Origin of the sequence: Corynebacterium auriscanis, from assembly GCF_030408435.1 — a bacterium.
Taxonomy (GTDB): Bacteria; Actinomycetota; Actinomycetes; order Mycobacteriales; family Mycobacteriaceae; genus Corynebacterium; species Corynebacterium auriscanis.
Genome location: NZ_CP047046.1, coordinates 1,038,446 through 1,059,994, shown reverse-complemented (window position 1 = coordinate 1,059,994; position 21,549 = coordinate 1,038,446). Strand labels below are relative to the sequence as shown.

General features: G+C 58.1%; 17 protein-coding genes and 1 tRNA gene. 8 read left to right on the top strand and 10 right to left on the bottom strand.

The features are described 5' to 3' along the window. Positions 1-77: 77 nt before the first annotated feature. The gene (locus CAURIC_RS04430) at positions 78-425 is read right to left on the bottom strand and encodes a hypothetical protein (RefSeq protein WP_052094846.1); all 348 of its coding nucleotides are present in this window, start codon (positions 423-425) and stop codon (positions 78-80) included. 51 nt (positions 426-476) lie between these two features. On the opposite strand from CAURIC_RS04430, the gene CAURIC_RS04425 reads away from it, so the two are divergent. Further along, a complete protein-coding gene (locus CAURIC_RS04425; RefSeq protein ID WP_052094849.1) occupies positions 477-1,790 on the top strand; it encodes a glycoside hydrolase family 183 protein in 1,314 nt (437 codons plus the stop codon). A gap of 178 nt (positions 1,791-1,968) precedes the next feature. Here CAURIC_RS04425 and CAURIC_RS04420 read toward each other — a convergent pair whose 3' ends face one another. Beyond that, on the bottom strand, positions 1,969-3,285 hold the full coding sequence (locus tag CAURIC_RS04420) for an acetyl-CoA C-acetyltransferase (protein ID WP_035113353.1): 1,317 nt from the start codon (positions 3,283-3,285) through the stop codon (positions 1,969-1,971). A gap of 126 nt (positions 3,286-3,411) precedes the next feature. Here CAURIC_RS04420 and CAURIC_RS04415 point away from each other — a divergent pair, with 126 nt between their 5' ends. Both CAURIC_RS04415 and CAURIC_RS04410 read left to right on the top strand, forming a co-directional pair. Next, positions 3,412-4,785, top strand: coding sequence for a 3-oxoacyl-ACP reductase (locus CAURIC_RS04415; protein WP_052094850.1), 1,374 nt, complete (start codon positions 3,412-3,414; stop codon positions 4,783-4,785). A gap of 65 nt (positions 4,786-4,850) precedes the next feature. Continuing rightward, positions 4,851-5,762 (top strand): MaoC/PaaZ C-terminal domain-containing protein, encoded by a 912-nt coding sequence (locus CAURIC_RS04410; RefSeq protein ID WP_035113354.1) that lies wholly within the window; start codon positions 4,851-4,853, stop codon positions 5,760-5,762. A gap of 321 nt (positions 5,763-6,083) precedes the next feature. Here the strand turns inward: CAURIC_RS04410 and rpsA are convergent, their stop codons facing one another. Beyond that, complete coding sequence (gene rpsA, locus CAURIC_RS04405; protein WP_035113355.1) at positions 6,084-7,550, bottom strand: 30S ribosomal protein S1; 1,467 nt, start codon at positions 7,548-7,550, stop codon at positions 6,084-6,086. Between the two features lie 319 nt (positions 7,551-7,869). Between rpsA and CAURIC_RS04400 the strand changes: the two genes are divergently transcribed. Then, positions 7,870-8,832, top strand: a complete 963-nt coding sequence (locus tag CAURIC_RS04400; RefSeq protein ID WP_035113356.1) for a DUF368 domain-containing protein — start codon at positions 7,870-7,872, stop codon at positions 8,830-8,832. Between the two features lie 177 nt (positions 8,833-9,009). On the opposite strand, the gene polA is transcribed toward CAURIC_RS04400, so the two are convergent. Continuing rightward, on the bottom strand, positions 9,010-11,604 hold the full coding sequence (polA, locus tag CAURIC_RS04395; protein WP_290183380.1) for a DNA polymerase I: 2,595 nt from the start codon (positions 11,602-11,604) through the stop codon (positions 9,010-9,012). A gap of 229 nt (positions 11,605-11,833) precedes the next feature. Here polA and CAURIC_RS04390 point away from each other — a divergent pair. Next, positions 11,834-11,910: transfer RNA gene (locus CAURIC_RS04390), tRNA-Leu, on the top strand. A gap of 172 nt (positions 11,911-12,082) precedes the next feature. On the opposite strand, the gene CAURIC_RS04385 is transcribed toward CAURIC_RS04390, so the two are convergent. After that, complete coding sequence (locus CAURIC_RS04385) at positions 12,083-12,535, bottom strand: hypothetical protein (protein WP_290183379.1); 453 nt, start codon at positions 12,533-12,535, stop codon at positions 12,083-12,085. Between the two features lie 508 nt (positions 12,536-13,043). Then, positions 13,044-13,481, bottom strand: coding sequence for a hypothetical protein (locus CAURIC_RS04380; RefSeq protein ID WP_070433613.1), 438 nt, complete (start codon positions 13,479-13,481; stop codon positions 13,044-13,046). A 912-nt stretch (positions 13,482-14,393) separates the two neighbouring features. Between CAURIC_RS04380 and CAURIC_RS04375 the strand changes: the two genes are divergently transcribed. Both CAURIC_RS04375 and CAURIC_RS11035 read left to right on the top strand, forming a co-directional pair. Continuing rightward, positions 14,394-14,723 carry a hypothetical protein gene (locus tag CAURIC_RS04375; protein ID WP_083284348.1) on the top strand — a complete coding sequence of 110 codons (330 nt, stop codon included), beginning with the start codon at positions 14,394-14,396 and terminating at the stop codon, positions 14,721-14,723. Between the two features lie 88 nt (positions 14,724-14,811). Further along, positions 14,812-15,012 (top strand): integrase core domain-containing protein, encoded by a 201-nt coding sequence (locus CAURIC_RS11035; protein WP_168156006.1) that lies wholly within the window; start codon positions 14,812-14,814, stop codon positions 15,010-15,012. Positions 15,013-15,157: 145 nt separating this feature from the next. On the opposite strand, the gene CAURIC_RS04370 is transcribed toward CAURIC_RS11035, so the two are convergent. Next, positions 15,158-15,595, bottom strand: coding sequence for a hypothetical protein (locus CAURIC_RS04370; RefSeq protein ID WP_290183378.1), 438 nt, complete (start codon positions 15,593-15,595; stop codon positions 15,158-15,160). Between the two features lie 585 nt (positions 15,596-16,180). On the opposite strand from CAURIC_RS04370, the gene CAURIC_RS04365 reads away from it, so the two are divergent. Continuing rightward, positions 16,181-16,441: a hypothetical protein gene (locus CAURIC_RS04365; RefSeq protein ID WP_235700677.1), complete on the top strand. Its 261-nt coding sequence runs from the start codon at positions 16,181-16,183 to the stop codon at positions 16,439-16,441. Between the two features lie 158 nt (positions 16,442-16,599). Here the strand turns inward: CAURIC_RS04365 and CAURIC_RS04360 are convergent, their stop codons facing one another. The 3 genes from CAURIC_RS04360 to CAURIC_RS04350 form a co-directional block, all read right to left on the bottom strand. Beyond that, on the bottom strand, positions 16,600-16,857 hold the full coding sequence (locus CAURIC_RS04360) for a hypothetical protein (RefSeq protein WP_035113358.1): 258 nt from the start codon (positions 16,855-16,857) through the stop codon (positions 16,600-16,602). A 36-nt stretch (positions 16,858-16,893) separates the two neighbouring features. Continuing rightward, positions 16,894-17,625, bottom strand: coding sequence for a DUF349 domain-containing protein (locus CAURIC_RS04355; RefSeq protein WP_035113359.1), 732 nt, complete (start codon positions 17,623-17,625; stop codon positions 16,894-16,896). 76 nt (positions 17,626-17,701) lie between these two features. Beyond that, complete coding sequence (locus CAURIC_RS04350; protein WP_035113360.1) at positions 17,702-21,304, bottom strand: exonuclease domain-containing protein; 3,603 nt, start codon at positions 21,302-21,304, stop codon at positions 17,702-17,704. Positions 21,305-21,549 lie beyond the last annotated feature (245 nt).

Sequence of the window (21,549 nt, the reverse complement as noted above, 5' to 3'; positions counted from 1 at the left end):
GAAACGTACTCCTAAAGTGAATGACTAGTGCACTGGACTCGCCGCAGGCGAGTCCAGTGGGACAACCTTGAATACCGCTAGGAACCAAGCGGATTGAAGAACCACTTATTTGCGGCCAGCATGCACTGTGACCAAGAAGCCATCGTATTGGTGAAATCCACACGCAACTGATCGGCCTTGTAGATTTCCCCAGCGGCGACGGCCTTCTGCCACTCCGTCTGAATCTCGGCGGATTGGTTTTGCAGTTTTTCGCAGGTGGAAGGGCTGCTCAGAAGGAATGACGCCGAACCCATCGACGGCAGCGTGAACTGAGGCAGAGGCTGTGCGGTTTCAGCAGATGCGGGCGCGGCGCCGGCAACTAACCCCGCAGTGAGGGTGACGGCAGCGGTCGCTCCGGCAACGGAAAAACTCTTCAACGTGATCATGCGGTTTAAGTTACATCACTTTCCCGACAGGCATGTGGTTCAATCAGGTCTATGACTTTTCAAGACTTCGATAGTGATACTCGCGCTACCGTTGCACGCGCTTCGCGGGGCGCGCGCCGGTTCCGTCCCGGAGTAGCCGTCCTTTCCTTAGGCGCGACCGCCGCTTCCCTACTCATGGGCACGGTGGTTTCCAGCGGTGTTGCCCAGGCGGGGCCATGCTCGAAGTACACCCCGACCACGTCGGATGCCATAGCCGCGCTTTCTGGCCCCAGCGCCCTGGGCAGTTCCAGTTCGCCATCGTGGCTGGGTGGGATCCCCATCGGTTTGCCTACATTGAAAGGCAACACCCAGGCCATGCATATTTTGACCGGCCCCAACGGCCCCGATCAGCTGTCCAAGTTCGGCTTGGCTAGCACCGACTTGGGCTTCATGTGGGATGCTGGTGACGGTCGCACCCTAGCCGCATTCGGCGATTCTTTCAGCTGTGGGGCGAACAACAACGGCTGGCATTCGAATGCCATTTACGAGTCCGATGACCAGGATCCCTCCAACGGCATCAACTTGACCAAGCCAGTCAATGCGTCTCGTTCGTCGGAGTTCCTCCCGCGTTCTCTCAAAGTCGACGGCGTGGAAATGACCGTCATCCCCACTGCCGGTATAGAGGTAGATGGCACACAGTACGTGGACTTCATGTCGGTGAAGAAGTGGACCACGCCCGGGCAGTGGATCACCAACTACGCAGCCACCGCGCAATCCACTGACGGCGGGAAAAACTGGTCTGTGATAGAGGGGTCCAAGCGCACCAACACCAACCCATCCAAGGATTCCCGACTGCCGAAGCTCCCCGCTCACACTGCGGGTGCGGAGAACTTCCAGATGACCGCTTTCGCCAAGCCTCCGGCAGGCAGCAGTGATTCGTACATCTACGTTTACGGCACCCCGAATGGTCGCTCTGGCCAGGCACGGCTGGCTCGTTTCCCTAAAAACTCTTTCGCCCTCTTCCCTGGCGCTTCTTCTCAATCCGACGCCGAATTCTTCAACGGACGCGGTTGGACCCGGTCAATGGCGGATGCTGCTCCCGTACTTGATGGAAGGGTGTCCGAGCTTTCTGTGATGTACCACCCCAAGCAAAAAGCCTGGTTGGCTATGTATGAGGCTCCCCAGGGGGTAGTGGTCCGCAAGGCAGACAAGCCCGAGGGGCCATGGACTGCGCCGAAAACTCTTGTTTCCCGCGTGGAGTTAGGCGATCTGTACGGGGCTTTCATGTTCCCGCACCAGGTTGATAACAACCTGTACTGGGTTGCTACAACGTGGAAGGATTACAACCCAGTGGTGTACAAGACGGACCTCACGAAGGTGTTTTAACGTGTCGTAGCCAGCACACGCTTAGTCCCCGGCAGCTTTCGCCGCCGGGGACTTTCGTGTGTTTACACCGTGGGGTGCGCCACGCGGAGCACCGCCTTGTGCGCCACTGTAGAGGGGCAGGCGCTGGCTGTGCTTAAGTTCGCAGCACTAATCACGCGCCCACGCAGTGCCTGGGCTTCTAGCGCTCCAGGATAGCTACAACGCCCTGGCCACCTGCAGCACAGATGGAGATTAGCGCGCGGCCACTGCCCTTTTCTTCCAGCAGCTTGGCGGTGGTGGCGATGATACGACCACCGGTAGCGGCGAATGGGTGACCTGCCGCCAACGAGGATCCCTTCACGTTGAGCTTGGCACGGTCGATGGATCCCAGAGGCTTGTCTAGGCCCAGACGCTCGCGGCAGTACTCCTCGGATTCCCACGCCTTGAGGGTGGCGATGGTCTGAGACGCAAATGCCTCGTGGATCTCGTAGAAGTCGAAGTCTTGCAAGGTCAGACCGTTGCGCTCCAGCATGCGTGGAACTGCGTAGGTTGGGGACATCAGCAGACCGTCAGGGGTCATACCATCGTGGCCCTGCAGGAAGTCCACAGATGCAACCTCGGAATCAACTAAGTAAGCACGCACTGGAATGTTGTGCTCCTTTGCCCAATCCTCGGAGGCTGCCAGCACAACGGAAGCACCGTCGGTCAGCGGGGTGGAGTTACCAGCGGTCATGGTGGCCTTGGTGCCGTGTTCGATTGCATCGCGCTTGCCGAAAACAGGCTTGAGCTTGCCCAGTTTTTCCATGTTGGAATCCGGGCGCAAGTTGGTATCGCGCTGCACGCCCAAGAATGGGGTAATGAGGTCCTCGAAGAAGCCCTCCTCGTATGCCTTCGCCAGCTTTTGGTGGGATTCCATTGCCAGCTGGTCCTGCTCCTCGCGGGTCAGGTTGAACTCGCGAGCGGTGATCGCAGCGTGGTCGCCCATGGACAAGCCCGTACGTGGTTCACCGTTGGAAGGCTGCTCCGGAGCCAGCTGAGCCGGGCGGATGGAACCGGCCAACTTCAGACGTTCACCGGTGGTCTTCGCGTTGTTGATCTTGATGAGAGTCTTGCGCAGAGTGTCATTCACTGCCAGCGGGGCGTCGGAAGTAGTATCCACACCGCCAGCGATACCAGCCTCGATACGGCCCAAAGAGATGGCGTCTGCAACCTGCACCAGCGCTGCCAAACCGGTACCGCAGGCGAGCTGAAGATCGAAAGCCGGGGTGTAGTTAGACAGCGCGGAACCCATGACGGTCTCGCGAGTGAGGTTGAAATCACGGGCGTGCTTCAGCACGGCGCCGGCGACAACCAAGCCGAGCTCTTCGCCCTGCAGACCGTAGCGTGCGACGAGGCCGTCGAGCGCAGCAGTCAACATATCTTGATTGGATGCATTTGCGTACTCCTTGTTGGAACGCGCAAATGGGATGCGGTTGCCGCCGAGGATGGCGACCTTACGTGGGGTACCTGCAGTCATAGTTCTTTCACTCCAATTAAAAATGGGGTTTCGTGGTCAATTCGCCACACGGTGACGAAAACCACCGTAGGGTTATACATGAGAACATACACAGTTCCCGGAGACCGCGAAGGCGGTTTGGGAATAATGCTAGTCACAAAGGAGTCACAGGAATTGTCTTCCAACCCTGATGCTTATCTGAAGTTCATCAACTCGAATGCCGGAAAGACCATCGCCAAGCAGGTCGGTATTCCCGTTCCAACCAAGCTGCGCCGTTACGTACCAGGTGAGCCAGCGCTCGACGGCCGTGTTCTGCTAGGCGGTTCCGGACGACTGGTCAACCAGATCCAGCAGATCCTCGCCGATGACTACAAAATCACCACCACCGTCGGCGACAACAAATACGCGGGCTTGGTGTTCGACGCCACCGGCATCAAGAACCCCGAAGACCTTCGCCAGCTTTACGATTTCTTCCACCCCGTGATGCGCCAGCTGCAGCCCTGCGCTCGGTTGCTGGTCATCGGCACCACCCCTGAACTCGTTGAAGATACCGACGAACGCATCGCCCAGCGCGCTCTGGAGGGCTTCACTCGTTCTGTGGGTAAGGAGCTGCTGCGAGGCGCCACGGTTCAGCTGGTTTACGTCTCCCCCAAGATTGACGACACCTTGGCTGGTTTGGAATCCACCCTGCGCTTCGTGCTTTCCGGTAAATCTGCCTTCGTCGACGCCCAGGTCATCCGCGTTGACGAGTCCGGCGCTACCGCGCCGGCTGATTGGGAAAAACCATCCACGGGCAAGATCGCCGTGGTTACCGGTGCCGCTCGTGGCATTGGCGCAACCATTGCGGAAGTTCTGGCTCGCGATGGTGCAAAGGTCATCTGCGTGGACATCCCAGCAGCTGGCGAGGGCTTGACGGAGACCGCTAACAAGGTTGGCGGCACTGCTTTGCCACTGGATGTCACTGCCGCCGATGCAGCTGACAAGTTGAAGGAGCACGCTGAGGCACGACACGGCGGCCCAATCGACATCATCGTCCACAACGCTGGTATCACCCGCGATAAGCTGCTAGCCAACATGGATGAGGGCCGCTGGGATTCCGTTGTGGCCGTTAACTTGGTCGCTCCAGTACGCATCACCGAGAAGCTGCTGGAAAACGGTGGCCTGGCTGACAACGGTCGTGTGGTCGGCGTGGCGTCGATCGCAGGTATTGCCGGCAACCGCGGCCAGACCAACTACGGCGCTACCAAGGCCGGCGTGATCGGCCTCGTCGATTCCCTGTCCGAAAAGCTAGCGACTAAGGGCATCACCGTGAACGCTGTTGCCCCGGGCTTCATCGAAACCCAGATGACCGCCGCTATTCCATTCGGCACCCGCGTGGGTGGCCGTCTGCTGAGCTCTTTGCAGCAGGGCGGCGAGACCGTGGACGTCGCCGAAGCAATCGCATACTTCGCCTCCCCAGCATCCCAGGCCGTCACCGGCAACGTGGTCCGCGTGTGCGGCCAGGCGATGATGGGTGCCTAAGCGATATCAGCGGAATCACGCTTCGGGTTTTTGTTCCGGAGCATCACGCTTAAAGGAGCGTTTTAATGACTCAAGCGAACCAGAATGTGACGTACAAGCAGCTGCCGAAGATCCCGGTGCTCATGGAAGAGTACCGCAGCGCGGCAAAGGATCTGCTGCCAGTTGTAGGTGCTAAGCGCAATGTGAACTCCACTCCCCAGACCGGTTACGAGGTCAAGGGGGTAAAGGTGGATGTTGCGCATTTGGCGGAATACAACGCTGCTACGGGTCTGCGCCTGACCAATGAGCTACCTATCACGTACCCCTATGTACTGGGCTTCCCGCTGATGATGAAGGTCTTCGGGGCGAAGGACTTCCCTGTTAACGCTGTTGGGTTGGTCCACCTAACCAACGTGATTGAGCAGACTCGCCCCCTGACCGTGGAGGATGAGCTGGATTTCCGCGTGCACACCGCTGGCGTTCGTCCGCACCACAAGGGTGTTCTGTTGGACATGGAAACCACTGTGTCCGTCGCAGGCGAAGAAGTCTGGAAACAGACCTCCACCATGCTGGCGCTGGGCAAGAAGCTCAAGGACGCGAAGGAAGAGCCAACCAACGGCTACGTGCTGCCACAGCCAGGTGAACTGGAGGAGCCACGCCCGACGGCTACTATCCGTGTGACGCCCTCGGACATCAAGGAGTACGCGGAGGCCTCGGGCGACAAGAACCCGATCCACGTTTCTAGCGTGGGTGCTAAGGCCTTCGGTTTCCCGAAGACCATCGCGCACGGCATGTGGACCGCGGCGACGATGCTGCGCGTGCTGGAGGGTCAGCTGCCGAAGGCGGGCCGCTTCACTGTGCAGTTCGCGAAGCCAGTGATCTTGCCGGCAAAGGTTGCGGTGTTCACCGAGAACAACGGTGGCGCATGGGACCTACAGGTACGCAGTGCAAACAAGCTGGATAAGATCCACGCTGTGGGGCGCTACGAAGCACTGTAACTCCTGGAGCGCGTGTTTCCCCAAAGAACGTAGAGCGGAGCGCGGTTTCGGGTCGAAGGCGTGCTGCCTGAAAAAGTCCTCAATTGATGGCCATCAATTGAGGACTTTCCCTTTGCCTGAGTTAGGCTATCGCCGCATCGACAATGCCAAAAGCACCCACACAAGGTGGGTGCTTTCAGATTCTAGAGCCTAGCTAATACTAGTTGCTCAATACTGCAGGGCGCTGAACAGAATCGCGACCTACTCGGAGTCTAGGCCACTCCCAAAAGGGCGGGGTTCCTACTCAACCCCGCTGGGTTTTTACTCAGCGCCGCTGGGTTCTTACTCAGCGCCGCCGGCGAGCTTCTCGCGCAGAGCCGCCAGCTGCTCATCGGAAGCCAGGGTTCCGGCGTCGGATGGAGCTTCAGTAGCTGCAGCGGTCTCGGTTGCAGCGGTCTCGGAGGAGTATCCGCCCTCACCGTTGGCTGCAGCCTCAGCAGCAGCGGCACGGTTACGCTCGATTTGAGCGGTGTGCAGACGGTGACGGCGCTCTGCCTCTGCGTAGCGGGACTCCCACTCCTGCCGCTGAGCATCGAAGCCCTCGAGCCATTCATTGGTCTCTGGGTCGAAGCCCTCTGGGAAGATGTAGTTGCCCTGCTCGTCGTAGGAATCGGCCATACCGTACTTGGATGGGTCGAACTCCTCGGTGTAATCCTCGTCAGCCTGCTTGAGGGACAGGGAGATACGACGACGCTCGAGGTCGATGTCGATGACCTTGACCATTGCGTCCTGGCCAACACCAACAACCTGATCTGGAACCTCGACGTGGCGCTCTGCCAACTCGGAGATGTGAACCAGGCCCTCGATGCCCTCTTCGACGCGAACGAACGCACCGAATGGAACCAGCTTGGTGACCTTGCCCGGAACGATCTGACCGATCGCGTGGGTACGGGCAAATACGCGCCATGGGTCTTCCTGAGTTGCCTTCAGGGACAGGGAAACGCGCTCGCGGTCCAAGTCGACGTCCAGAACCTCAACTGTGACTTCGTCGCCGACGGCAACTACCTCAGATGGGTGGTCGATGTGCTTCCAAGACAGCTCAGAAACGTGAACCAGGCCGTCTACGCCACCCAAGTCAACGAATGCACCGAAGTTGACGATGGAGGATACGACACCCTTGCGGACCTGGCCCTTCTGCAGCTGGTGCAGGAACTCGGAGCGAACCTCGGACTGGGTCTGCTCGAGCCATGCGCGACGGGACAGCACAACGTTGTTGCGGTGCTTGTCCAGTTCGATGATCTTTGCCTCGATCTCCTGGCCGATGTAAGGCTGCAGATCGCGAACGCGACGCATCTCGACGAGGGAAGCGGGCAGGAAGCCGCGCAGGCCGATATCCAGGATCAGGCCGCCCTTGACGACCTCGATAACGGTGCCGGTAACGGGCTCGTCCTTCTCCTTGAGCTCCTCGATAGCGCCCCAGGCGCGCTCGTACTGAGCACGCTTCTTGGACAGGATGAGGCGGCCTTCCTTGTCCTCCTTGGTGAGAACAAGTGCGTCGATCTCGTCGCCGACCTCAACGACCTCGCCTGGGTCGACATCGTGCTTGATGGACAGTTCACGGGAAGGGATTACGCCCTCGGTCTTGTATCCGATGTCCAGCAGGACTTCATCGTGATCAACCTTGACGACGGTGCCTTCGACAATGTCACCATCGTTGAAGTACTTGATGGTGGAATCGACAGCGGCGAGGAAATCCTCAGCGGAGCCAATATCGTTGATGGCTACCTGAGGGACGTTGTTGGTGGGCATACGGTTAAATTCTCCGAAACGGATCAAATATAGGGATGGACAGTTCTTCGCCAAGCGGATTTTTCCGCCTGACCTGCAGTCTTAGCGTGGATTATCCCGCCCACTCCCCGCCATTTACCTAAACCCAGCTGTCACACGATTAACTCGAGTAACATGAGGCCCGTTCGGAGTTCATGACGTGAAGTGGTGACGTGATCACCCTCACCAGACACACAACGGTGATTAGAGTACACAAGGCTGTCGACATGCGCAAACAGGCTATCCGAACCGCGCTATCACTTTTGGCCATCTGTCGAAAAAGTGCCTAAAGTTCAATGCGATGAAGATTTTCGAAATAATCGCAAACCTTATCCGCGGCGGCCTCGTAGGAATGGCAGAGCTCGTTCCCGGCGTATCCGGCGGCACCATCGCCCTCGTCACCGGCATCTACGAACGCGTACTGTTCAACGCTAACCGTTTTTTGGACGCCGCCAAAACTCTGCCCAGTAATCGCCCGGAGGCCATGCGCCTCTTCGGTCGCCTCGATTGGCTCCTACTTATCCCGTTGCTGCTCGGCATGGGCGCAGTTGTTGTCACGATGTCCGGCGTGATGGAGAGCTTCGTCACCGATCACCCATCGGCGTCACGCGCCTTGTTCTTCGGCATGGTCTTGGTCTCCATTTCGGTGCCGTTGACGATGATCGCGCCACTGCGCCAGATCGTGTCCCATTGCCTCAAGCCCATGTACCTGCCGGCAACTATCGCCGCCCTCGTCGCGGCCGTTGCTACGTTTTTGCTCACGGGTATCACGTCCGCACCCCAATCTGATCCGAACTTGCTGATCGTCTACTGCGCGGCCGCAGTAGCGATCTGCGCATTGGTTCTTCCGGGTGTATCGGGCTCGTTCTTCCTGCTGGCGGTAGGTTTGTATAGCGCCACTCTGGCCGCCGTATCGGACCGCGATCTCACTTATATCGCCGTTTTTGCCGCCGGCGCGCTGACCGGCATTGTGCTTTTCGTTCGTTCTCTGGAAAAGCTCCTCACCCGCCACCGCACTATGACACTGTCAGTGATGGCTGGCCTGATGTTGGGCTCTTTGCGGGCGCTGTGGCCTTGGCAGGATTCCGACGCCACGCTGCAATCCCCCAACGGTGACCTCTGGACCCACGTGGGGCTCATGGCCGTGGGCGCACTAGCCGTCCTGGTGATGCTTTTCGTCGAGCGGAAGTTTGGCCAAGACACGCCCGACGATCACGTGTACGACCACGCTGCCGACCGCAGGGAGGGCAGCATTGCGCGGTAGTTGGCAGGCAGCGCAGTTGTCGGCAGGCAGCGCGACAGCCGGCAGGCAGCACAGTAGCCGGTGAACTATGCAGTAGTCGGCAGGCAGCACAGTAGTCGGCGAACTGTGCAGCAGGCGGCACCCCCTTCGTGGACACCCCTCGCAGGCCCGTTGACGCATTGGCAGCGACCTGCCACCCTAGTGGCCAGCCGCGTCCCAGTTTGTGCCGTGCCCCGCGCTGATCTCGAGCGGCACCCGCAGGCGCGCTGCCGCATCCATCTCGCGCTGCATGAGTTCACCCACTTTGTCCAATTCGCCCTTGGCGACCTCCACCACTAGCTCATCGTGCACTTGCAGCAGAACGCGGGACTTCAATTCCTGCTCCCGAATCGCGCGGTCCACGCGAAGCATCGCCAACTTGATGATGTCGGCTGCTGTTCCCTGGATCGGGGCATTCAACGCAGCGCGTTCGGCATTCTCCCTCGCGACCCGGTTGGAGGAGTTGAGTTCGGGAAGATAGCGGCGTCGTCCATAAAGAGTTTCCGTATAACCGGTAGTTCGGGCCTGTTCTACAACTTCGTCCAAGTAGCGCTTCACCCCGCCGAAGCGGGTGAAGTAGTTTTCCATGATGACCTTGGCCTCGCCGGCGGAGATCCCCAACTGCTGGGACAGCCCGAACGCGCTGAGGCCGTAGACGAGGCCGTAGCTCAGGGCTTTCACGCGGCGGCGGAGCTCCGGGGTGACTTGGTCCACGGGCACGTCGAACACGCGGGAACCGACGTAATTGTGCAGGTCCTCGCCGGACTTGTAGGCCTCGATCAGGCCTTCATCCTGCGACAGGTGGGCCATCACACGCATCTCAATCTGCGAGTAGTCGGCCGTCAGCAGGGCCTCGCCCCAATCGGCGTGGAAGGCCGCTCGGATCCGCCGGCCAGCCTCGGTACGCACGGGGATGTTCTGCAGGTTCGGTTCGGAGGAAGACAGGCGCCCAGTCGCCGCTCCCTTTTGGTTGAACGTGGTGTGAATCCGCCCGTCATCGGCGATGGCCTCAATGAGCCCGTCGATGGTGGTTTTCATCTTCTGGTATTCGCGGTGCGCCATGAGGTGCGCGAGGAACGGGTGGTTGCTCTGGGCGGCGAGCTTCTCCAGTTCAGCCGCGGCGGTGGAGTACCCGGTCTTGGTCTTCTTGGTCTTGGGCAGGTCGAAGTCGTCGAACAACACCTTTTGCAACTGCTTGGGGCTTGAGAGGTTCAGCTTGGAATCCCCCGCCAGCTCGCGGGCGGCTGCGACTTCTTCGTCGATTTTGGCTGCATAGTCATCGGAAAGTTCCTGCAGCTGCTCGCCGTCCACTGCAATGCCTTCGTGCTCCATCCGCGCCAGGATCAGGCACAGCGGGACCTCGAGGTCGTAATACAGCTCCTCCTGGCTGGCGATGGCCAGCTTTTCCGTCAGAACTTTCACGAGATCACGGACGGCCTGGGCGCGATCAAACCCGTCGGCCTTCGGGGGCAGTTCGCGGCCGGCTTGGCTTTGCAGAATGTCGCCGAGGTCGGAGATCCGCACGTCGGGGCGCAAGAGGTACGCGGCAATGGAAGCATCGTGCTCCACCCCGTCGAGTTCCAACCCTTGTGCCGCCAGCTGGTGGAATGCTTTCTTGGCATCGTGGAACCACTTGGGCGCAGCGGGGTCGGCCAGCCAGGTTCGTACGGCTTTCTCGTCCTTAGGGTCCAGGTCCGCCAAATCTAGCTCGACGCCCACGTGGTCCCCATCGAGGACCGTCAGTCGTTCACCGTCGATGTCGACGGCGAGCGCCCGGGAGGTTCCCGTGGCTCGCTTCTTCAGCCATTGGGCGAGTTTTCCGCGGTCGAGGTGTTCGCGGGTGATGGGCAAGACCGTGGTGTCCTCGAACTCCACACCGAGGATGCGGAAGGTGCGGCTGCGCAGGTTGGTGCCGAACTGCAGCTCCTCGAAGATCGCCAGTGCTTCGCTGGCTTCGATGTGCTTGGGGCGTAGGTCGTCGAGGTCGTCCACGAGGTCGAGGTCACGCACCATTTCGGTGATCTCGCGGGCTAGGGTGACGTTGTCGATGTTCGCCCGCAGGTTCTCCCCGACTTTGCCCTTGATCGTGTCCATGTGATCGATTACCCCCTGCAGGCTGCCCCATTGCGTGATCCACTTCTGGGCAGTTTTGGGGCCCACGCCGGGCACGCCGGGCATGTTATCGCTGGTATCACCGCGCAGGGCCGCGAGATCTGGGTACTGTTGCGGGGTCACACCGTATTTTTCTTCAACGGCCTGGGGGGTAAACCGGTGCAGGTCCGATACGCCTTTGAGTGTGTAGAGGACAGTGATGTCCTCGTTGACCAATTGGAGGGAATCACGGTCACCCGTGCAGATGAGGGTTTGCATGCCCTCTTTGTCGCCGCGCGTGGCAAGGGTCGCGATGATGTCATCGGCCTCGTAGGCCTCTTTACCTAGGGTGGTGATGCCGAGGGCTTCGAGAGCCTTGCGGATCAGCGTGATCTGGCCCTTGAACTCCGGTGGTGTGGAGGGGCGCTGGGCTTTGTACTCCGGAAAGTGCTCTTCGCGGAAGGTGGGGCCCGAAAGGTCGAAGGCGGCTGCCACGTGGGTGGGCTGCTCCTTTTCAATGAGCCCCAAGAACATGCCAAGGAATCCGTACACCGCATTGGTGTGCTGGCCGCCGGTGGTGGAGAAATTCGCGGCGGGAAGTGCGTAAAACGCGCGGAAGGCTAGGGAGTGGCCATCGAGAAGAAGCAGCTTGCCTTTAGTCATGCTCCCTACTCTAACGGAGGCTCGGACATCGCCGAGGTGTGGTCACTTCGGTGGCTCGTTGGCTCTTTCTTTTCTTCCCGACGCCCTCATCCCCCGCAGTTGCGCTCCTCCCCGGGCGCCTCGCCCACCCGCTCGTTCGGGTTGGATTTTGTTTCCTCGATGACATTGTTGTAATCTCGCTGGGTACACCGGTTCGGTCCGGTGCACTTGCATCACTGTGGTGGTGCGCGCCCCAGTAGCCCAATTGGCAGAGGCAACGGATTCAAAACCCGTCCAGTGTGAGTTCGAGTCTCACCTGGGGCACCACATATGTCAGCGCGGGGGTATTCGCACTCACTGATCCATACGGCACTTCCGTGGGTGCACAAGGTACTGGCGAAAACTATCTAACCACCGGATGGACGGTGAAAGAATCCACGAAGCAACTTCTTGCCCCGCACCTGCCCTGGCCAAGTGTTGCCATGTCCCTACCTGGGCATTAGTACTTCGGAACCGGTGGGCCGTTGTGCCTGTATGGTTCTGCGAGCCAACCGAATTGCAACTCCCAGATGTGAAACTTATAAACCTCGAAATTTTTCATGCTTCCGTGACAGTGTTGCTTGTTAAGTGCCTCAACCTTTGCTTCGGCGGCTACACGAGAAACGAAAGCACCAAGAATCTCTGGGTCCAACCCATCTTCCTTACGTTTCTCGCCTTGTGCAGCTCCGGCACGAAAAACCAAAAAGACAGGTTGGGGGAAATTGTGTTCATTCAGCTCCCCTTCCCAGCCCTGCAGCGTAACCCGCTCCGTCCAGCACGTGACGGTATCGGAATCAACATGCTTTCCCATGGCCTTTTCCTGTTCACGGGTGAGGGCCACACCCACGAAGTCTTCCTCAAATGTCTCATTATGTCGAGCGAAAAGAACAAGAACCTGAGCATTGTTCGACAAGATGTCTCACTCCCTCTTAGACTCTGCACCGGTTCCGGAACACATCGGTATTCACCGCTGCGTGAAAGGTTTCCCCATTAGCAACAATTGTCCCTACAGTGTGCCCGATGAAGGTTGTATCCACGAGCCCATTGCAGTGGAATTCCACATTTCTCTGCTCTAGGCGCGCAACACCCCTATTACCGCTTCGGGTAGGAACACCGAACTTCAATGGCGCAGGGTTGGAATCCATTGCTGCGCTGGTCGAGAATCCGCTTGACTTGGGGTAGGCACTTCGTCACGGGATAGCTATCTGAAGGGGTCGTGTAGGCCGAGGTCAGAACGCTTACTGAAACCCCCATTTCAGCGCGGGGGTATTTGCATTCACTGATCCATACGGCGCTTCCGTGGGTGCACAAGGTACTGGCGAAAACTAACTAACCACCGGATGGACGGTGAAAGAGTCCCACGAAGGAACCTCCTGCCCCGCACCTGCCCGGCCAAGTGTTGCCATGTCCCTACCTGGGCATTAGTACTTCGGAACCGGTGGGCCACTGTGCCTGTATGGTTCTGCGAGCCAACCGAACTGCAACTCCCAGATATAGTAGCGTCTTGGTTTTAAGCTCCCCTGGTTCTGTCGTAAAACATCAACCGCCACCTCAGCGCCTGCACGGGAAGCGAACGCTCCTAGAATCTCAGGATCGAAATCCTCTTTTTTACGCTTCTGACCTTGTCCAACCCCATCTTCAAACAGGAGGTAGACAGGCTGAGGGAAGTTGCACTCATTCAATTCCCCTTCCCAGCCCTGCAGCGTAACCCGCTCCGTCCAGCACGTGACGGTATCGGAATCAACATGCTTTCCCATGGCCTTTTCCTGTTCACGGGTGAGGGCCACACCCACGAAGTCTTCCTCAAATGTCTCATTATGTCGAGCGAAAAGAACAAGAACCTGAGCATTGTTCGACAAGATGTCTCACTCCCTCTTAGACTCTGCACCGGTTCCGGAACACATCGGTATTCACCGCTGCGTGAAAGGTTTCCCCATTAGCAACAATTGTCCCTACAGTGTGCCCGATGAAGGTTGTATCCACGAGCCCATTGCAGTGGAATTCCACATTTCTCTGCTCTAGGCGCGCAACACCCCTGTTACCGCTTCGGGTAGGAACGCCGAACTTCAGTGGTGCGTCTCTCCACCACGCGTAGTACTTATACTTCAATGTACTTTCATGCTTGATTGACTCCACCGGCTGACTACATTCAGTCTTTGGCTTAAAACCGATGATCTCTGCGTCGCCATCGCCCGTCTTCGTTCTAACGTGAACATTACGTGGATACAAGGTGCACGGTCCGTATTTCTCTTCAATCGCGTAGGGTTGGAATCCATTGCTGCGCTGGTCGAGAATCCGCTGTGCTTCTTCTGGAGTTCGTGACTTCACATACCGCACAGCTACTCCCGATAAATCCTCGGGCCCCTGCGCACTACCGACAGGCGCTGCTGCCACCTGTGGGGCTGTGGCTAGACACACCCCTAGCGCAGCCACCCAGATTGTGGTGAAAACCTTTCGCCTTCTCAAACCTCACTCCTCTTGTTGAGTCATGGAACATACATCCCCTTACGAATATGACAGTCGCACATTATTACGATCACCACATCCCCAATACCACATGAAATACATCACACATATGGGCCCAAAACTGCTCTAACTCGTCAAACACGACATGGTATATCGGCGAGTTGGAAATGATGGCAAGATGCCCACCGCACGAAAGAAAGATAACGTCAAATTGGATTTTTTCGTAATCTCGCACACGCACTAAAGTTGAACGTATTTATTGGCACCAATGAAGTGCCCTAGTTTGTTAGGTCTAGGTGACTTGAGTGTTGCCGATTGAACTCACTGCCTGCGGGTGGGGAGAATGGGGCAATGGTGAAGAGTTCAACAAACACACTCTCGAACAGATTGTTCGCAAGCTCGACGCAGCATGTGTATTGAAAAAATCACGGGCGGCAACGGCTAGGATCCTTACTGAACTGTGGATTAGCGAAACGACTCTGAACCGATGGCAGGCAACGCACGGGTCGAAGACGAAGAGTGATGCCAAAGAACTGCAACGACTTCATGACGAAAACGCGCGTTTGAAGCGTTTGTTGGCCCACGCAGAGCGGGAGAAAGCAGACTGGAAAGAAGTATCAGAGGGAAGCTTCTAAGCCCAGCTCGCCGCCATGATGCCGTCTGGCATCTGGTCGGGCTGAGCCATTCCCAACGGCGCGTCTGCCAGATTGTCGGGCTGTCACATTGTTCCTACCAGCGTGCCAGAGACCAGACGAACTGTTAAAAGATAACAGCACCGACAGCCCTGATCATGCCCGACTACTCGTAGGACAATGGTCACGGCGCTACAATAAGTTACATCCGCATTCCTCGCTGTGCTACCTCAGCCTGCGGCAATATGCGGAGCAATCGAGACAAAGAGAACACGGTCTACGCTTAGAATGACTGAACCCAATTCTTATGCCACTCCAGGTGCACAAGGTATTGGCGAAATCTATCTAACCACCGGATGGACGGTGAAAGAGTCCCACGAATGAACCTCTTGCCCCGCACCGGCCTGGCCAAGTGTTGCCATGTCCCTACCTGGGCATTAGTACTTCGGAACCGGTGGGCCGTTGTGCCTGTATGGTTCTGCGAGCCAACCGAATTGCAACTCCCAGATGTGAAACTTGCTAGGTATACTAATCGAGTTCGCACGCTCTAGTGACTCAACCTTTACTTCGGCGGCTACACGAGAAACGAAAGCACCAAGAATCTCTGGGTCCAACCCATCTTCCTTACGTTTCTCGCCTTGTGCAGCTCCGGCACGAAAAACCAAAAAGACAGGTTGGGGGAAATTGTGTTCATTCAGCTCCCCTTCCCAGCCCTGCAGCGTAACCCGCTCCGTCCAGCACGTGACGGTATCGGAATCAACATGCTTTCCCATGGCCTTTTCCTGTTCACGGGTGAGGGCCACACCCACGAAGTCTTCCTCAAATGTCTCATTATGTCGAGCGAAAAGAACAAGAACCTGAGCATTGTTCCACAAGATGGCTCACCCTCCTTAAAACTCTATGGAGCCTACCTTGTCGCACCGCGTTTCTCTTCTGTACACCGTCCCTTGGTCATGGTGTAGTTGGCTTGAATCCACGCCTTCGGTGCTGCCGTTATGTGGGATCAACACCCCATTTATCCCTCCTTAGTTCGCTGTTCGAGCTAAGGTATTTTCTAATCCGGAGGATTCTCAGTGAATGAGTGCAGCCGGTCGAGAGTGAGTTCGCGTCTCATCTGGGGCACCACTCCAGCTCACTTTCAGCACTATTCACGTCTCTTATGGGGATAACGCAACATGAAACTTCACAAGGCACTCACAACCACACTCATCATGCCCCTGCTAACCCTGGGTGCATGTTCAAGCAGCGACGAAGCCACAACGACAACACCTGCTACCACCAGCAACGCTCCCAGCGCGTCTACGGCTCTATCTACCACGACTCAACCGTTGAAACCCGCTCCATCACCTACCGCCCCGCGTCCCGTACCTACAGAGGCTTCTTCTGAAACGCCCGCAGCAGCGCCAACTCAAGAGCCATACGTTATCGAGTGCTTACCAGGCACGCCGGGCCCATCTCGCATGTCCGACGGAACAATTCGAGCGACGGATTTCTGCGTCAACCAGCCAGGGGCTGACACATACATGGAATCAGAACGTGGCGCCGGTCTCGATCCATCGGAAGTGCCGTACACTAACGGCGGGACTTGCCCCGCATACAAGTGCGGATACGGCACTGCTCCAGACGGCACGCCAAATAAAGGAAGTGGACAGCTCCAATTCGAATACGGTTGCCGCCACGGTTACATTGACTCTCAACAATGTGCCGCAGCCGGATACTAGTCGCCACGACTGGTATTTACGCCTCGTTGGAAACAACGATCGAGAAAAAGTATCACTATTAACCGTAGTTCATTCCAATAGAAAACTAATCTGCATGGCCACCGCCTGCACTAATGACGGCTCAAAAATGCCGGCACAGGTGGATCGTAAGAAGGCGACTATGTCTGATTCCGGAGTTTGTATAGACGATTGTAGAGTTTTTCCAATTCCTCGCGATGAATTCGCTGCCATTGTTCGGCTTTGGCGATACGTTCATTCTGCTTAGAAGGTAGAAGCCAACTACGACCCTGCGAGCGCACCTTTTCGAAATGCGCATCTGCATGTCGAACAGCCTGTTCCTTGTCTCGGATGGCTTGTTCAAGGTGCTTGATGGCATCAATCTTGTCTTTCGGCCTCCATGCTGGATCGTCTTGCACCGAGGACCTCTCCCCTTTTCCGGACGACCACTGATTCTAGCCTTGCGTGAACTGCGCGTCGCGGCGTGAATAAAAACGATCTTTGGCCGCCCAGAACCGCCGGTTCAGTTCTTCCCGATCTTCTTTTTTGAGCGGACCGCGCTGTTCCCTCCACTGCTGCAGCAGTGTCCGCATATCGCCACTCATACTTTTCGGGTCAGGATGATCGGCTATGAACTCGGCTTGATCTACCAGCCGCATCCGGTTGTTCTTGTTCAACTCCATTTCCATAGAGCGCTGTTCCCAGTGAAGTCTTGATTGTTCGTAAAATTCATTACGAATGGAGTAATACTGATCGTTCAGCATCTGGTTTTCGTCATGACCAGCAAACCCAATGGCTTTCCATTCTGCATGCAATGATTTCGCCCGCTGGCCGGGCTCGCGAAAGTCTTGGGCTCCAAGAAGCGATTGAAGCTCAGAAATGATTCTTCTCTTTTGTGACGCATTCCTTTGAGCTTCTAAATCTCGCTGTTCATAGTATTGATTCTGGCGTTCGTAGAAAGTGCTACGTGCGTGAGAGAACTCATCCCACAAGCGTTGATTTTCGTCTTTGCCCGCAAAACCGGCGTTCTTGAATTCCGCGCTTAGTTGCTTCATCCGGGGGCCAGCCGACCGGAAGTCATCACTGTGAGCCAGCTGCTGTGCCTCTTGAATCAGGCTTTCTTTTAAGTATGCTGCGTTACGGAATTGCTCCTGCTTGGCTTGCCAATCGCCATTACTCCAGCTCATGGCTCTAAGAATAGCGAGGTTGGAGGCACACACTTGCTTTTACGCAAAATGATCGATGGGTTGCAGCAGTACGTTTTTAGCTCAGCCCGCGCACAATGTCCGCGAGGTCTTCTTGCCGACGGTGCGTAAGCAACGCGACCGCCCGTCGGCGCGGAGCTCCCGGACGCAACCCGAGGGCAACATTGATCGGCTCCAAAAGCTGCTCCGATGAACCGCGGAAATCGGTGGCGGGCAGGCCGAGGGCGTCATAAACAATGGCGATAGGTGGGTGCGCCTCGCCAGCACCCAAGTCGCCAGCAGCCAAGTCACCAGCACCCAAATCACCAACACCTGAGTTGCCAACGTGCGAGTCGACGGAATCTCCCGAGCCACCCGAGCCACCCGATCCCGCCGACGTTCCCGCTGCCGCTCCAATTCGAACAGCCGGGGCTGGGATCACGTCGAAAGTGCCGTCGTTGCCGAAGCGGAGGAACACGCGATCACCTTCCTGCGCGCCCAGGTCTTCGAGGAATCGCCGCACGGTAGAGGTGTTAGTCTGCCCCAGCTTGTTCACACCCAACCGCTGGTCACCCAAGCGCGACTCAAATATCTTCTCCTCCCCCCATCCGAGGTCGAAGTGATTGGCCAGGCCGGACCCCACGCTGGAACCACTGCCACGTAGATGATCGTGAGTCACCGTCACCAGCTGGTGCCAGTGACCATCGATGTTCACGAGGTCGCGAGTTTCCTCTGGAACGCGGGACACTCGTTGAGTCTCTTCCGCTGGCCGACGGATGACCATTCCATCGATGGTTTGGTAGTCACTACCGTTGGCGTACAGCTTCACCGAGCTTTCCGCGACTTCCTTGGCTTCCGCCTCGGCGATGAGCTCCGCGACGCCTACGGCAGGGATTTCGCCGAGCCCGGGAATCTCGACCGTATTCTCGCTGGACTCGATCCGCTGGCCAATCCAGTCTGCGATGCTGCTGAACTCCTCGTGTTCCCACCGCGCGAGCGCCCATTTCGACGCCGTAACTTTCACCAATCGCGGATCCACGCTGAACTGGTTGGCCGCGCTCCGGGCATTGCCGCCACCACTGGCCTCCACCATGTCCTCCGCTGTCATCGGCTCGCCCTGCAGCGCCAGCACCGCCACCGCACGATCCGGGTAGTTACCGGTTCGGACAACTACGTGATCATCCAGGATCATCCACTTCGCCATCATCTCGCGCGCGCAGAATTCCTCGAACGTCTCGCGATCGATGCCCACGGCCCGCGCCGCGTCGTCCAAGGCAATAATGCCGTCCTCATTCGCCGTAGCCTCCACGGCATCGCGCAACCGCTGCGGAAAATCTGGCTCGCAAATCCACCCACCTTCAACAGTCCATGGCGCTGTTGCCCGTCCCTCGTTCTCCACGCGCCCCACAGCCATGAACACGTCGTTGTAGGTCACGTCGCTGCCGAAAGCGACCGCGGCCAGCGCCGGCAGGTCCCTGCGCACGTGCTCCACCCGGGCGATTGGCGCGATCCACTGATGAATCCGCGCCACAACCAGGTCAAACAAATCCCGATGGGCCTCGAATTGCTCCGCCATCTGCTTTTCTAACTGACGCACGCGCTCGCGAGTCACACCCATCCTTTGCCCCAGCTCATCGAGCGTGGCCGCGCCGAACCAACGCTCCATCAGGATCAACCACTTCCGGTTGTCACCCCGCGTTGCCGCACGCAGTGGGTCCACCGCCACACGGAACACATCCTCTACCGGATCTACCTCCCCGCAACTGTCGATCAGGTTCGGCACGTACTCCGCCAGCGAGTCGTTAGCGGTAGGCACCACGCTCCCCGCAGCCTCCGCATTCATTCCGCTGAGCTGCAGCCATCCCAACCACAAACGCACCTCATTCGTGGGCACACTAGCCAGCATCTCCCCGCTGCGCAGCCCACTTCGCGTCGCAACCCCAGCCGTAGCCTCGGCCCCAGTCACAGACTCAACCCCAGCCCCATCCCCTTCGGAGTCATAGAATTCATCAGCCAATCCCCCATACATTCCCGCACCCAACCGATCGCCATCTTCCAAATGTTCTCCGGTCGCTTCTTCGGCGTCGATCGCGGCCAGAACTACACGCTCAACAGCGTTTCTTACGCGCTGCTTCCCCATTCCTTTGACGCCCCGCAGGTCCATCACACTCGCATCCAGCGGGTTGACGAACAGTTCCATCCATCGCCGTTCCGTAGGGGTGTCTACACGCAGTTCCAGCATTCCACCGTGGTTCTGCCCGCGAGCTTCGTCCCCTTGCACTCCTCCGAACACGTGCGAAAGGGAATGCAACGCGCGTGTCGGATGGTGCTCAATCCACAGCTCCGCGGCTCGCAAGGTGTCGAATTCTTCGGTTTCTTCGAATTCGACCTCCCGCAGCCATGGGAACAATGCGGTCCTCTTCGGCTCTGCGCTGTGCACCCCAGCAGCATCCATGTCGGGTTCCGGGGACGTCTCGGCCTCCGCCATAGCGGAAAGCAACTGCGCGAACACGCGCTCACCGATAATCGGCACGCCAAGATCGCGGGCCTTCCGCGCTTTCCCGCTGGTGGAATCCGGGTTAGCGGCAACCACAAGGACGGACTTCTTCGTCACTCCCCCGACATCTAGTCCCACCGACTTCGCGCGCTGTTCCCACTCGCCGCGGGGCAAGTCGAGTTGCCCGGTGAACGTCACTCGATCGCCCGGCGTCAATGTCAATCCCACGGTTTGTTCGCCGGTTTGGGGCGTGGCAATGAGCTGTTCCGTCAGGTTCGCGTCCACGCCGAGCTGACCAGCCACTGTGCGCAGGGTGTGCTTTTCTTCCTCGGTGACTACACCATCCAGCCACGCTTCTACCGACAGTTGCCGCAGGAAGTCTTCGTGAATCGCCAGGATGTCATCGTGCGATATCCCGTCGCGGACAGCGCTTTCCTCCAACTGCTTAATCTCGCTGGCTGACAGGTGCCTATCCGCAAGTGCCGCTGCGAGCAGCTTGCGGTAACGGTCGGAATCCGCTGTTCCGCGCCCTCCGGGGAGCTTCGCCGCCAGGCCCGCCAGCCAACTGCCGTCGTGTGGCGCGGCCCCAGTGGCGTCGTCCCGAGAGATCGCCCGCCCGCGGCGAGGATAAGTTGTCGGTGGCACGGCGAGACTTGCGGCGCCGGAAGCCACCCGGCCGAGGTCATTGCGCAGGTGGCGATAGATTTCCGCGGTCGCCAGCGCATCGGCTAGAGCGGCGTGCGGGCGGTCGTTGGTGATGCCCAAAAGCTTGGCGACCTTGTCTAGCGATCCGTTGGTTTCCGGGAAGCACTGGCGGCACAGCGGCAAGGTGTCGTGGACCCAAGCGCCGTAGGCAGGAAGTGTGACGCCGATTCTTTCGAACTCGGTAGTCAAAAACCTGATATCGAAGGGCGCGTTGTGGGCGATGATGGTGCGCCCGTGAAGGATCTCCGCGAGTTCCCCGGCGATGTCTTCGAATTGAGGGGCATGCACCAGGTGCGAGGGCGTGAGTTTATGCACGAAGCTATTGGGAATATCGCGGTTGGGTTGCACGATGGTCTCCCACGTTCGTTCCACATTGCCCGCTTGGTCCAGCAGAACCACACCGATCTCAATCACGCGATCGGATTTGCTGAAGCCGGTGGTTTCCAGGTCGATGACGGCGTAGCGCTGCGGGTTGTGCATGGTTCCTTCTTTGGGGCTGGTGCTAGTGCTTGGGGTCTGGGGGCTAGTGGTCTTATTTGCGTTCGGGGTTTGTGCTTTGATTGTTTGATCTGACTTGGTTTTGGTCCAACTACTTTTTGGTCTGACGCCCCGCGCAAATCCCAGGACCTCGTTCTCGGTTTGTTCCTACGGTTACTTTAAAGGCGATCTGCGACACTCCCTTTCGTGTTCGATAAATTCGTTCGAACGTCTAGCCCCTCTTGGGT

What these genes read in the sequence shown, in the direction of transcription:
- CAURIC_RS04430 (WP_052094846.1), bottom strand. Translation starts at nt 425, where the DNA reads ATGATCACGTTGAAGAGTTTTTCCGTTGCCGGAGCGACCGCTGCCGTC.
- CAURIC_RS04425 (WP_052094849.1), top strand. Translation starts at nt 477, where the DNA reads ATGACTTTTCAAGACTTCGATAGTGATACTCGCGCTACCGTTGCACGC.
- CAURIC_RS04420 (WP_035113353.1), bottom strand. Translation starts at nt 3,285, where the DNA reads ATGACTGCAGGTACCCCACGTAAGGTCGCCATCCTCGGCGGCAACCGC.
- CAURIC_RS04415 (WP_052094850.1), top strand. Translation starts at nt 3,412, where the DNA reads ATGCTAGTCACAAAGGAGTCACAGGAATTGTCTTCCAACCCTGATGCT.
- CAURIC_RS04410 (WP_035113354.1), top strand. Translation starts at nt 4,851, where the DNA reads ATGACTCAAGCGAACCAGAATGTGACGTACAAGCAGCTGCCGAAGATC.
- rpsA (WP_035113355.1), bottom strand. Translation starts at nt 7,550, where the DNA reads ATGCCCACCAACAACGTCCCTCAGGTAGCCATCAACGATATTGGCTCC.
- CAURIC_RS04400 (WP_035113356.1), top strand. Translation starts at nt 7,870, where the DNA reads ATGAAGATTTTCGAAATAATCGCAAACCTTATCCGCGGCGGCCTCGTA.
- polA (WP_290183380.1), bottom strand. Translation starts at nt 11,604, where the DNA reads ATGACTAAAGGCAAGCTGCTTCTTCTCGATGGCCACTCCCTAGCCTTC.
- CAURIC_RS04365 (WP_235700677.1), top strand. Translation starts at nt 16,181, where the DNA reads ATGTCCGACGGAACAATTCGAGCGACGGATTTCTGCGTCAACCAGCCA.
- CAURIC_RS04355 (WP_035113359.1), bottom strand. Translation starts at nt 17,625, where the DNA reads ATGAGCTGGAGTAATGGCGATTGGCAAGCCAAGCAGGAGCAATTCCGT.
- CAURIC_RS04350 (WP_035113360.1), bottom strand. Translation starts at nt 21,304, where the DNA reads ATGCACAACCCGCAGCGCTACGCCGTCATCGACCTGGAAACCACCGGC.